The organism is Serratia sp. EC4 (assembly GCF_059652115.1).
The window spans coordinates 505,473-517,694 of the sequence record NZ_JBNIDE010000002.1 but is presented as its reverse complement, the minus strand read 5'-3'; the positions used below and the strand labels follow the sequence as shown (position 1 = coordinate 517,694).

Sequence of the window (12,222 nt, the reverse complement as noted above, 5' to 3'; positions counted from 1 at the left end):
TAACTGGAGCGATTAAATGTACGCACTCACCGCGAACGAGGCCAAAACCCAATTCGGCGATTTGCTGCTCAAGGCGCAGCGTGAACCGGTGCAAATCAATCGCAACGGCAAACCGGTCGCCGTCGTCATGTCTGTAGAAGATTACCAGGCGCTGGAAGATCTCAAATTAAGCGCACTGCAGCAAAAAATCGCGCAGGCTACCGCCGAGGAAGACGCCGGTAAGGCGGTAGACGGCGATGCCTTCTTCAACCGTCTGCTCACCGATGAAACAGACTGAGATGCCCGCGTTTCGCCTCACCCCGCAGGCCCAACAAGATCTGCTGGCTATTCGTCATTTCACCATCGAGCACTGGGGCCAAGCGCAATCTCGCCGCTATCTTGAGCAGTTGAGAGAGGTGATGCATCATTTGGCAGATATGCCGGAAGCGGGTAAAGCTCACTTCCACGATCTGGGCGAAGAGATACGCAGTTTTCCTTACGCCAGCCATAGGATCTACTACCGCAGCCGCCCTGCCGGCATCACCGTTCTCGCCATTTTGCATCAGGCGATGGTGCCCCACCGGCATCTGGAACAGCGGCTGTAATTTTTCTTACTCAAAGGGGCACTGATGTTCACCGTTCGTCAGGCATTGCTGGAAGATTTAACCCTGGTGCGCGATATCGGCATCCGCACCTATCGCGCCCACTTCGGTGAGCTGTGGCGCTACCCGCACGAGCTGGAGGCCTTTCTGGCGGAGGATTTTTCCGTCTCCGCACTGGAACGGACGCTGCGCGATCCCGACGTGTGCTGGCTGCTGGCCTATGAGAATGACGCCCTCGTCGGCTATGCGCGGCTCAACGTCGACAGCCTGCTGGCGCCAACGCAAACCCGCGGCGCAGAGCTGCAGAAAATCTATTTCCTGCCGGGCCATGCCGGCAATGGCTATGGCCAGCGCCTGTACGAACAGGTGCAGCAACGGGCTATCGAGCGCCGGCAAAAAACGCTGTGGCTGGAAGTGCTGCAACGCAACACCCGCGCCCAACGTTTTTATCAGCGTCAGGGATTAAGCATTTGTGGCGAGACCTGCTACACCAGCGCCCAGGGCTCGATAGGCATCTGGTATATGAGCAAGGCGCTGTAACCGCGCCCCGCTCCGCCGTCGTTTAGCGCGGCTCCCGCTGCAGCATCAGGAACAGCAAGGCAAACGCATTGGGCGCCAGGTAGATCAGCGCCCCCAGCTGTACCGCCAGCGGATCCTTCTTGGCCTGCCAGGCCATGAACCAGTCGCCGGCGACCACCATAAAACCGACGCCCCACACCGCAATTGCGCAAAGCGCCCCCAGCATCGCCCAGGCTTTGCCCTTGGCGAAGGCGGCATAAGGGCCTTTCAATCGCCCGATCATCAGCGCCACGCCCGCGGCCGCGAATAGGCCGGCCAGCGTTTCCAGCGTGGTGATGACCGCCAACCCCAACATGCAGGCCCAGTCGGCGCGGATCGCGCGCCACATCAGCCCCGGCGTTTGATAGGTATCCTGCATGGCGAGCAGCGGCCCCACCGCATTGCGCGCGGTGCCGGCGAAATCCGCCGTATTGTTCAACAGGCTAAACAGCCCCCACAGGGCCGGAAACAGAGACAGGACGATGCAACCGAGGCGTGACACAGTGATTTCGTTCATGGTTATCCTTAATGAATAAACGGGTGGCTCCCGTCCTCATGACGGGACCGCTATTGAGATCCTGATAGTTTGACGTGCACAATGTAAGAACTAATCTTACAATGACGCAGCATAGCCGAAAGTGAGGAGGAACAATGGGCAGAACACTAACGGTAGATCTGGGTGACGAACTGCGTAGCTTCGTCGAAGACCTGGTGGCCAGCGGCGATTACCGAACGCCCAGCGAAGTCATCCGCGAATCCGTGCGCACTTTGCGCGAACGTACCGCCGCCTCAAAACTGGAAGAGCTTAGGCGCTTGATCGCCGAAGGAGAGAACAGCGGCGAAGCCGTCGAATGGGATCGTGATGTGTTCATGGAAAGAATACGGAGCAAAGCAAAAGGATGCGCAGGAGAGTAACCGTTCGTCCAAAAGCGTTGGACGATATGGAAGAGATCTATTTTTACGGGTTGGCGCACTTTGGCTTGCAGGTGGCCGAAGATTATCTGCGCCGCCTGCATCAGGCTTTCGATAACCTTAGCCACCACCAACTCGGCAAAAACATCGATGCAATCGGCCCCGGCCTATGGGTATTGCCCGTCGCCAACCACCTGATTTATTTTCGACAGCACAGGCGGGAAGTGAATATCATCAGAGTGCTGCATCATTCCCGCGATCCGCTCAGCCAATCCTTTTTCAGCTGACCCAACGTTAAATCGCCACCAGCCCGCGTACGCCGTCCTGTTCCATATTGCTGCCGGCGCCGCGCTGCACGATGCTGCCGCGCGACATCACCAGATAGCTGTCCGCCAGATCGGCGGCAAAGTCATAGAACTGCTCCACCAACAGGATCGCCATATCGCCCCGCGCCGCCAGGTGTTTGATCACCGCGCCGATCTCCTTGATCACCGAAGGTTGGATCCCTTCCGTCGGCTCGTCGAGGATCAGCAGCTGCGGCCGGCAGGCCAGCGCCCGGCCGATCGCCAGCTGCTGCTGTTGCCCGCCGGAGAGATCGCCGCCGCGCCGATCCTTCATTTGCCGCAGCACCGGAAACAGTTCATAGATCGGATCCGGCACCGCGCGCGCGTCGGCGCCGGAAAAGCGCGCCAGCCCCATCAGCAGATTCTCCTCGACCGTCAGACGCGGGAAAATCTCCCGCCCCTGCGGCACATAGGCGATGCCCGCCTGCACCCGCTGATGCGGCTTTTTACCTGTGATGGTTTCGCCCTGCCAACGGACGCTGCCGCTGCGCGCCGGGACCAGCCCCATCAGGCATTTCAGCAGCGTGGTCTTGCCCACGCCGTTGCGCCCCAGCAGGCAGGTCACCTCGCCGATGCGCGCCTCGAACGACAGGCCGCGCAGAATGTGGCTGCCGCCGTAAAACTGATTCAATTCCTCTACCTGCAGCATGATTACGCCTCCTCAGCGCCCCAGATATACCTCAATCACCCGTTCATCGGCCTGCACCTGCGCCAGCGATCCTTCCGCCAGCACCTGTCCCTGATGCAGCACCGTTACGCGATCGGCGATGGTTTCCACAAACCCCATATCGTGCTCCACCACCATCAGCGAATGCTTGCCCGCCAACTCGCGGAACAGTTCGGCGGTGTAGTCGGTTTCGGCGTCGGTCATGCCGGCCGCCGGCTCGTCGAGCAGCAGCAGGTGCGGCTCCTGCACCAGCAGCATGCCGATCTCGAGAAACTGTTTCTGCCCGTGGGACAGCAACCCGGCGGGCCGGTGGCGCTCATGCCCCAGCCGCAGGGTCTTCAGCATCTCGTCGATGCGGTCGCGCTGCTCGCTGCTTAGGCGGGCGCGCAGGCAGGCCCACACCGATTTACGGGTTTTCTGGGCGATCTCCAGATTTTCGAACACCGTCAGCGCCTCGAACACCGTCGGTTTTTGAAACTTGCGGCCGATGCCGGCGTGGGCGATCTGCATCGGCGCCAGCCGGGTCAGATCGACGGTCTGATCGTAAAACACCCTGCCGCTGTCCGGCCGGGTTTTGCCGGTGATCACATCCATCAGCGTGGTCTTGCCGGCGCCGTTGGGGCCGATCACGCAGCGCAGTTCGCCGACGCCAATGCGCAACGACAGATCGGTCAGCGCGCGAAAACCGTCGAAGCTGACGTTGACGTTGTCGAGCTGCAGCACCGGATCGGTTTGCTGCCGGTATTTGTCCGCCGGCAGCGGATGGGTAAACAGTTCGTCGGTCACTTGCATCGCCTTCATGAGCTTTTCCTCCGACGCAGCAGGCCAATCACTCCTTTCGGGAGAAACAGCGTGACGACGATAAACATCAGGCCGAGGAAGAACTGCCAGTATTCGGGAATGGCCATGGTGAACCAGCTCTTGGCGCCGTTGACGATGCCGGCGCCGAGCAGCGGCCCCACCAGGGTGCCGCGCCCGCCGAGGGCGACCCAGATGGCGGCCTCGATGGAGTTGGTCGGCGACATTTCGCCGGGGTTGATGATGCCGACCTGCGGCACATAGAGCGCGCCGGCCAGCCCGCACAGCACCGCCGACAGTGTCCAGACGAACAGCTTGAAGCCCTTCGGATCGTAGCCGCAGAAGGTCAGGCGGTTTTCCGCATCGCGCACCGCGGTCAGCACCCGGCCGAACTTGCTGCGCGCCAGCGCAAAGCCGATGGCCAGGCTGGCGGCCAGCAGCAGCACCGTCGCCAGGAACAGCGCCACCCGCGTGCCGGCGGCGGTGATGGGAAAGCCGAGCAGCGTGGTGAAACCGGTAAAGCCGTTATTGCCGCCGAAACCGGTCTCGTTGCGAAAGAACAGCAGCATGCCGGCATAGGTCAGCGCCTGGGTCATGATCGAGAAGTACACCCCTTTGATTTTCGAGCGAAAGGCGAAGTAGCCGAACAGGAAAGCCAACAGGCCCGGCACCAGCACGATCAGGCACAGCGCCCAGGCGAAATGCTGGGTGCCGCTCCAGAACCACGGCAGCTCGTTCCAGGAGAGGAACGCCATAAACGCCGGCAGCCCGTCGCCCGCCGCCTGCCGCATCAGGTACATGCCCATGGCGTAGCCGCCGAGCGCGAAGAACAGCCCGTGGCCGAGCGACAGCAGCCCGGCATAGCCCCACACCAGATCGAGCGCCACCGCCACCACCGCGTAGCACAGGATCTTGCCCGCCAGCGTCAGGGTATAGGTGGACACCGCCAGCGGATGATCCGCCGGCAACAACGTCATGAACGGCATGACCAGCAGCGCCAGCAACGCCAGCCCGCCGATGCTCAACGCCAGCCGGGGCGCTTTCTGCACGCCGGTTACGGTCAATGGTTGGCTCATCAGTCAATCACCCTGCCCTTAAGGGCGAACAGCCCCTGCGGACGCTTTTGAATAAACAGAACGATCAGCACCAGGATCAGGATCTTGCCCAACACGGCGCCGATCTGCGGCTCGAGGATCTTGTTGACGATGCCGAGACCGAAGGCCGCCGCCACCGTCCCCGCCAGCTGGCCGACGCCGCCGAGCACCACCACCAGGAACGAGTCGATAATGTAACCTTGCCCCAGCTCCGGCCCGACGTTGCCCAACTGCGACAGCGCCACCCCACCGAGCCCGGCGATGCCGGATCCCAACCCGAAGGCCAGCATGTCCACCCGCCCGGTGGGCACGCCGCAGCAGGCCGCCATCGCGCGGTTTTGCGTCACCGCGCGCACGTTCATGCCGAGCCGGGTTTTGTTCAGCAGCAGCCAGGTCAACGCCAGCACCAGCAGCACGAACGCGATCACCGCGATGCGGTTCCACGGCAACACCAGGTTCGGCAACAGCTGCACGCCGCCCGACAGCCACGCCGGGTTGGCGACCTCGACGTTCTGCGCGCCGAACAGCACCCGCACCAGTTGGATCAGCACCAGGCTGATGCCCCAGGTGGCCAGCAGGGTTTCCAGCGGCCGGCCGTACAGGTGGCGGATCACCGTACGCTCCAGCAGCATGCCGATCCCGGCGGTGATGGCGAACGCCACCGGCAGCGCCGCCAGCGGGTAGAGCGCCAGCCACTGCGGCGCAAATTGCTGAAACAGCCCCTGCACCAGATAGGCGGAATAGGCGCCGAGCATCAGCATTTCGCCGTGCGCCATATTGATGACGCCGAGCAGGCCGTAGGTGATCGCCAGGCCAAGCGCCGCCAGCAGCAGGATCGAACCGAGCGACAGGCCGCTGAACGCCTGGCCGAGCAGATCGCCGATCATCAGGCGGTGCTGCACGCGCTGCAGGCTGCGCTGCGCCTCGGCGCGCACCGCGGCGTCCGGCTCATTGGCCGCGTCGGTCAAGGCTTGCAGCCGCGCGCGGGTTTCCGGCTCGCCCGATTCCCCCAGCAGCCGCACCGCATTGAAGCGCACCTGCGGGCTGGCGTCGGCCAATTGCAGGTTCGCCAGCGCAATGCTCAGCGCGTCGCGTACCTGCGGGTCTTTCTCCTGCGCCAGCCGCCGGGTCAACAGCGGCAACTGCTCGCCCTGCGCCTCGCGCTGCAGCGCGGTCGCCGCCTGCAGCCGCACCGCCGCGTCCGCGCTGACCAACCGCTGCGCCGACAACGCGTTGGCGATCAGAATGCGCAGCCGGTTGTTCAGCCACACCTTCTTCGGCTCGCCAACCGGGGCCGCCTCACCTTCAAGCGGCAGATAGCGGTCGCCCTGGCGGATAAAGGCGCGTTTCGCCCCGTCGATCGCCACGGTTTCCTGCTGCAGCCCCTGCAGCAACGGCAGGCGCGCGGCGTCCGGCTCGGCCGCCCACGCCTGCAGCAGTTTGGCCTGCTGCGCGCGAGTGGCCGCCGCGAACTCATCGGCCGGCCCAGCCTGCGCCAGCAGGGGCCAGGCGCACAACAGCCACAGCCCGGCGCGCACAAAGGATAAAAACGGAGATTGCATCAGCTGCCTCTTCTGTTGAGCCGGCGCGCGTCGGGCCGCGCCGGCGCTGAGTGACGTTACTTGCCGCCTTTCACCGGGTAATCCGGTTTTTTGTCGTTGCCGGCGATATACGGACTCCACGGCTGCGCGCGCACCGGCGCCTCGGTCTGCCACACCACGTTGAACTGGCCGTTGCCCTCGATCTCGCCGATCATCACCGGCTTGTGCAGGTGGTGATTGGTCTTGTCCATGGTCAGCGTGAACCCCGACGGCGCGGCGAAGGTTTGCCCGGCCATCGCCGCGCGCACCTTATCGACGTCGGTGGTGCCGGCCTTTTCCACCGCCTGCGCCCACATGTGGAGGCCGACGTAGGTGGCCTCCATCGGATCGTTGGTGACCGCAGTGGCGTAATTCGGCAGATTGTGCGCCTTGGCGTAGGCTTTCCACTGGCTGACAAACTGTTTGTTGGTCGGGTTATCCAGCGATTCGAAGTAGTTCCAGGCCGCCAGGTTGCCCACCAGCGGCTTGGTGTCGATGCCGCGCAGCTCTTCCTCGCCGACCGAGAAGGCGATCACCGGCACGTCGGTGGCCTTGACGCCCTGGTTGGCGAGTTCTTTGTAGAACGGCACGTTGGAATCGCCGTTGATGGTGGAGATCACCGCGGTGTTGCCGCCGGCGGCGAACTTCTTGATGTTGGCGACGATGGTCTGGTAATCGCTGTAGCCGAACGGCGTATAGACCTCTTCGATATCCTTGTCCTGCACGCCTTTGCTGTGCAGGAAGGCGCGCAGGATCTTGTTGGTGGTGCGCGGATAGACGTAATCGGTGCCCAACAGGAAGAAGCGCTTGGCGCCGCCGCCGTCCTCGCTCAGCAGGTATTCCACCGCCGGGATCGCCTGCTGGTTCGGCGCCGCGCCGGTGTAGAACACGTTCGGCGACATCTCTTCGCCTTCGTATTGCACCGGATAGAACAACAGTCCGTTCAGCTCCTCAAACACCGGCAGCACCGACTTGCGCGACACCGAAGTCCAGCAGCCAAACACCGCCGCCACCTTGTCCTGGCTCAGCAGCTGGCGCGCCTTTTCGGCGAACAGCGGCCAGTTGGAGGCCGGATCCACCACCACCGGCTCCAGCTTTTTGCCGAGCACCCCGCCTTTGGCGTTGATCTCGTCGATGGTCATCAGCGCCACATCCTTCAGCGGCGTCTCGGAAATCGCCATGGTGCCGGAGAGCGAACTCAGAATGCCGACCTTGATGGTGTCGGCGGCCTGCGCGCTCCAGGCCAGGCCCATGCCGATCGCGGCGGCGGACAGCGCAAAAGCTTTGATAAAACGACGACGTTGCATAGTTCAAACTCCTGATGTGTGTGAAATCAAAATTGTTGCGCCGAGCGCGCAGGCTGCTGAGCCCGCGCCTGGTGCAACATGTGCAGCGTTATTTTTCGTACCTCTGCCTTGCTGACGGCGATGTGCTCGCCGAGCAGCGTTTGCGCCGCCCCGCTTTGCCGCCGCAGGATCGCCTGCAAAATGGCGGCGTGCTCGCGGTAGGTGGCGTCCACCCGCGCCTGCTGGGTGAAATCCAGCCGGCGAATGATGCGGATCTTTTCTGTCAGCTCGCGGTGAATGCGCGCCATTTCGCCGTTGCCCGCCGCGGCCACCAACGCCTGATGAAACTGCTCATCGTGCTGCGACACCGCCTTGCCGTCCGCCAGACGCGGCGCTTCGGTCCAAAAACGGCTCAGCGCCGCCAGCGCGTCCGGCGTTTCCCCTGCCGGGCGTTCGCACAGCCGTTTCACCGCCTCTTGCTCAAGCACGATGCGCAGGTCGTACAGCTCTTCGAAGTAGGCGAAGTCGAACGGCCGCACCTGCCAGCCGCTGCGAAACAGCACCTCGACATAGCCTTCGCGCTCGAGTCGAAACAGCGCCTGGCGCACCGGCGTGCGGCTGGCCGCCATGCGCTGCGCCACGTCGCTTTCGCTGAAGCGATCGCCCGGCAGCAGGCGAAACTCGAAGATGTCGGCCTTGAGCTGCAGATAAATGCGCTCCGCCAGCCCTTCCGGGCGCGCCTTGTGCTCTCCGTTGGTGATTTGCATCATCGCCCCTCCGTTCAGACCGCTTTTTCCAGCCACAGCAGGGCGTCGCCCGGCCCGACCGGCCGCCCCTGCCGGCAGCTGATGCGTTTAACGATCCCGGCGCGCGGCGCGGTGACCGCCAGCTCCATTTTCATCGCCTCGACCACGATCAGCGGCTGCCCGGCCGCCACCGCCTGCCCCGGTTCCACCAGGATCTTCCACACGCTGCCGTTCAGATCGGCGCTGACCAGATCGCCGTCGATGGCGTCTTCTTCCTCCGGCGGCAACAGCTGCGCCTCGGCCTCGTCGTCATCGCTGCGCCAGCGCGCCACTTCGGCGCTGAACGCCTGTTGCTGGCGATGCTGGAAGTCGGCGATCGCCTCGGCATTGTCGGCCAGGAAACGGGTGTAGGCGGCGAAGTCGAACTCGCTCTCTTCGATGCGCACCTGCATGCGCCCTTCACGGAACGCTTCGCGCTGCTCGTCCAACTCTTGCTCGCTGACCGGATAGAAGCGCACCTGATCGAAGAAGCGCAGCAGCCAGGGTTCACCGGCGGTGAACTGCGGGTTTTTGAGAAACTTGTTCCAGATCGGCAGCGTGCGCCCGACCAGCTGGTAACCGCCCGGCGAGTCCATGCCGTAGATGCACATGTACATGCCGCCGATGCCGACCGTCCCTTCGGCGGTGTGGGTGCGCGCCGGGTTATATTTGGAGCTCAGCAGGCGATGGCGCGGATCGAGCGGCACCGCGCAGGGCGCGCCGAGGTAGACGTCTCCCAGCCCGAGGATCAGGTAGCTGGCGTCGAACAGAATGTCGCGCACCTGCTCGCGTTGGCTCAGACCGTTGATGCGCTGAATGAAATCGACGTTGTTCGGTAGCCAGGGCGCCGAGGCGCGCACCGTCTGCTGATAACGATCCACCGCCCCCAGCGTGGCCGAATCCTCGAACGCCATCGGCAGCCAGACGGTGCGCGTTGGCACCTTCAGGCGGCTGACGTCCCCCAGCGCCCGTTCGCGCGCCAGCAGACGCTGCAACAGGTCGGCCTGGCTTATCAGCCGGCTGTCGTAGCGGATCTGCAGCGAACGCACGCCCGGCGCCAGCTCAGCCACACCCGGGATCGCCTCCTGCCGCAGCGACTGCATCAGCAGATGTATGCGCAGCCGCAGCGCCAGATCGAGCACATTGTCGCCGTACTCCATCAGGATGTAGCCGTCCCCCGCCTGGCGATACGCCACCGCCGGGCGCCCGTCCGCCGCCGGCAGCGCCGCCAGCACCGCGGCGGAAACGCTATCCGCCGGGGCCAGATCCGGCGGCGGCAGGGTGATGGCCTTCACCGCCGCCAGCGCTTCGATGCTGCCGAGCTGCGCCTGCTCCAGCGACTGCACCTGCCGGAAGCCGATCGGATGGAACCGGATGCGGTCGCCCGGCTTCACCTGCCCCACTTTCCACAGTTCGGCCTTGGCGATGGTCACCGGGCAGACGAAGCCGCCAAGGCTCGGCCCGTCGCGGGTCAGGATCACCGGGAAGTCGCCGGTGAAGTTGATGGCGCCGATGGCGTACTCACAGTCGTGCACGTTGGAAGGATGCAAACCGGCCTCGCCGCCGTCCTCCCGCGCCCACTCGGGCTTCGGCCCCGCCAGGCGCACGCCGAGGCGGTTGGAGTTGTAATGCACCTGCCAGTCGGTGGCGAAGAAGGCCTCTATCGATTCAGCGGTGAAAAAGTCCGGCGCGCCGTGCGGCCCGTACAGCACGCCGATGTGCCACTGGTCGCCGTAGTGCGGGATCAGGCTGTCATCCATCGCCTGCGGCGCGGCGATCGGCGCCGGCGTAGTGCAGGCCGCCAGCGCCGGTTGGGCGATCGCCAGCATGTCCGCCACCCGCAAGGTGCGCCCGGCGTGGCCGCCGAACTGGCCCAGCGCGAAGGTGGAGCGGCTGCCGAGATACACCGGCACGTCAAAGCCGTTGCGTACCGCCAGATAGGTGCGGCAGCCGTGCGTGGCGCGCCCCAGCGTCAATACCTGCCCGGCCCGCACCGCGATCGGCCGCCAGTAGGCAACCGCCTCGCCATCCAGATCGGCCGGGCAGCTCGCGCCCGTCAGCGCGATGGTGGCGTCGCAGTGAAAGCGCAGCGTCGGCCCCTGCAGGGTAAACTCCAGCCCGGCCGCCGCCGGGTGGTTGCCGACGATGCGGTTGGCCAGCCGAAACGCGAAGTCGTCCATCGGGCCGGACGGCGGCACGCCGATGTCCCAATAGCCGAGGCGGCCGGGATAATCCTGCACGCTGCTGTAGGTGCCGGGTTGCAGCACTTCGAGGCAGTGCGGCTGGAAACGCAAATCGTCCAGCAGGCGCGTCCAGACGTCGCCGCGCTGAAATTGCGGCGTGGCGATCACCTGCCGCAGATAGTCGAGGTTGGTGGCGATGCCGTGCAAACGGGTCGCCGCCAGCGCCACGCGCAATTTTTCCAGCGCCTGCGCCCGATCGGCGCCGTGCACGATCAGCTTGGCGATCATCGGGTCGTAAAACGCCGACACTTCGCTGCCGGTCGCCACCCAACCGTCGAGGCGCACGTCGTCAGGGAAATGCACCTCGGTCAGCACGCCGGGACTGGGCTGGAAGTTTTTCAGCGGATCTTCGGCGTAGAGGCGCACTTCGATCGCCGCGCCCTGCGGCGCGCGCTGCAACGCCGCCCAATCCAGCGCGTCGCCCGCCGCCACCTGCAGCATGCATGCGATCAGATCCAGGCCGGTGACCATTTCGGTGACCGGGTGCTCGACCTGTAAGCGGGTGTTCACTTCCAGAAAGTAAAACTCGTCGCGCGCGGCGTCATAGATAAACTCTACGGTGCCGGCGCTGCGGTAATTCACCGACTCGCCCAGCGCCACCGCCGCCCGATGCAGCGCCTGGCGAGTCGCCGCCGGCAGGTGCGGCGCCGGGGTTTCCTCCACCACCTTTTGGTTGCGCCGCTGCAGCGAACAGTCGCGCTCGCCGAGCGCCGCCACCCGCCCCTGGCCGTCGCCGAAAATCTGCACCTCGACGTGGCGCGCCCGATCGACGAATCGTTCGATAAAGGCGCCGGCGTCGCGGAAGAACTGCTCTCCCAGCCGTTTGACGCTGTCGTACGCGTCGCGCAGCGCCGCCTCGTCGTCACAGCGCGTCAGGCCTATGCCGCCGCCGCCGGCGGTGCTTTTCAGCATCACCGGGTAGCCGATGCGCGCGGCGGCCGAGACCGCCTGCTCAACGCTCTCCAGCAAGCCGGTGCCCGGCGTCATCGGCACCCCGGCCAACGCCGCCAGCTCGCGCGCCCGGTGCTTGAGGCCGAACTCGCGCATCTGCGCCGCCGTCGGGCCGATAAAGACTATGCCCGCCGCTTCGCAGGCATCGGCAAACTCGGCGCTCTCGGACAAAAAGCCGTAGCCGGGGTAGATCGCCTGTGCGCCTGTGGCGGCGGCCGCCGCGAGGATCTTGTCGATGCGCAGATAACTGTCGGCGGCCTTGTCGCCGCCGAGCGCCACCGCCCTGTCGGCTTCGGTGACGTGCGGCGCATTGCGGTCGGCGTCGGAGTAGACCGCCACGCTGGTTACGCCCAGGCGTTTCAGGGTGCGAATGGCGCGGCAGGCGATTTCGCCGCGGTTAGCGATCAGTACGGTAGTAAACAT

At 64.7% G+C, this 12,222-nt stretch carries 13 protein-coding genes; 5 read left to right on the top strand and 8 right to left on the bottom strand.

Annotation, left to right across the window (positions count from 1 at the left end):
- Window positions 1-16: 16 nt before the first annotated feature.
- From ACP39K_RS09185 to ACP39K_RS09175, 3 genes are read left to right on the top strand one after another with little or no spacing between them, the layout of a single operon-like run.
- On the top strand, window positions 17-277 hold the full coding sequence (locus ACP39K_RS09185) for a type II toxin-antitoxin system Phd/YefM family antitoxin (RefSeq protein WP_016928576.1): 261 nt from the start codon (window positions 17-19) through the stop codon (window positions 275-277).
- Window positions 237-584, top strand: a complete 348-nt coding sequence (locus ACP39K_RS09180) for a type II toxin-antitoxin system RelE/ParE family toxin (RefSeq protein ID WP_060444203.1) — start codon at window positions 237-239, stop codon at window positions 582-584. The genes ACP39K_RS09185 and ACP39K_RS09180 overlap by 41 nt, the downstream gene beginning before the upstream one ends.
- 24 nt (window positions 585-608) lie before the next feature.
- Entirely contained in the window at window positions 609-1,121 is a 513-nt protein-coding gene (locus tag ACP39K_RS09175; RefSeq protein ID WP_033640966.1) for a GNAT family N-acetyltransferase, read from the top strand.
- Window positions 1,122-1,143: 22 nt separating this feature from the next.
- Here the strand turns inward: ACP39K_RS09175 and ACP39K_RS09170 are convergent, their stop codons facing one another.
- A complete protein-coding gene (locus tag ACP39K_RS09170) occupies window positions 1,144-1,656 on the bottom strand; it encodes a DUF2165 family protein (RefSeq protein WP_033640967.1) in 513 nt (170 codons plus the stop codon).
- 134 nt (window positions 1,657-1,790) lie between these two features.
- Between ACP39K_RS09170 and ACP39K_RS09165 the strand changes: the two genes are divergently transcribed.
- Both ACP39K_RS09165 and ACP39K_RS09160 read left to right on the top strand, forming a co-directional pair.
- Window positions 1,791-2,054, top strand: a complete 264-nt coding sequence (locus ACP39K_RS09165) for a type II toxin-antitoxin system ParD family antitoxin (RefSeq protein ID WP_004939442.1) — start codon at window positions 1,791-1,793, stop codon at window positions 2,052-2,054.
- Window positions 2,039-2,338 (top strand): type II toxin-antitoxin system RelE/ParE family toxin, encoded by a 300-nt coding sequence (locus ACP39K_RS09160; RefSeq protein ID WP_042783942.1) that lies wholly within the window; start codon window positions 2,039-2,041, stop codon window positions 2,336-2,338. Before ACP39K_RS09165 ends, ACP39K_RS09160 begins: the two co-directional genes overlap by 16 nt.
- Window positions 2,339-2,345: 7 nt before the next feature.
- On the opposite strand, the gene urtE is transcribed toward ACP39K_RS09160, so the two are convergent.
- The 7 genes from urtE to uca are packed head-to-tail and all read right to left on the bottom strand — an operon-like array spanning window position 2,346 to window position 12,222.
- Complete coding sequence (gene urtE, locus ACP39K_RS09155) at window positions 2,346-3,044, bottom strand: urea ABC transporter ATP-binding subunit UrtE (RefSeq protein ID WP_330764714.1); 699 nt, start codon at window positions 3,042-3,044, stop codon at window positions 2,346-2,348.
- 12 nt (window positions 3,045-3,056) lie between these two features.
- The gene (gene urtD / locus ACP39K_RS09150) at window positions 3,057-3,863 is read right to left on the bottom strand and encodes an urea ABC transporter ATP-binding protein UrtD (protein WP_015377102.1); all 807 of its coding nucleotides are present in this window, start codon (window positions 3,861-3,863) and stop codon (window positions 3,057-3,059) included.
- Window positions 3,860-4,936: an urea ABC transporter permease subunit UrtC gene (urtC, locus tag ACP39K_RS09145; RefSeq protein ID WP_025302022.1), complete on the bottom strand. Its 1,077-nt coding sequence runs from the start codon at window positions 4,934-4,936 to the stop codon at window positions 3,860-3,862. The genes urtD and urtC overlap by 4 nt, the downstream gene beginning before the upstream one ends.
- Window positions 4,936-6,516: an urea ABC transporter permease subunit UrtB gene (urtB, locus tag ACP39K_RS09140; RefSeq protein ID WP_497008438.1), complete on the bottom strand. Its 1,581-nt coding sequence runs from the start codon at window positions 6,514-6,516 to the stop codon at window positions 4,936-4,938. Before urtB ends, urtC begins: the two co-directional genes overlap by 1 nt.
- A 56-nt stretch (window positions 6,517-6,572) precedes the next feature.
- A complete protein-coding gene (gene urtA, locus ACP39K_RS09135; protein ID WP_033640971.1) occupies window positions 6,573-7,841 on the bottom strand; it encodes an urea ABC transporter substrate-binding protein in 1,269 nt (422 codons plus the stop codon).
- A gap of 26 nt (window positions 7,842-7,867) precedes the next feature.
- Window positions 7,868-8,587, bottom strand: coding sequence for a GntR family transcriptional regulator (locus ACP39K_RS09130; protein WP_060444434.1), 720 nt, complete (start codon window positions 8,585-8,587; stop codon window positions 7,868-7,870).
- A 14-nt stretch (window positions 8,588-8,601) separates the two neighbouring features.
- Entirely contained in the window at window positions 8,602-12,222 is a 3,621-nt protein-coding gene (gene uca, locus ACP39K_RS09125; RefSeq protein WP_497008437.1) for an urea carboxylase, read from the bottom strand.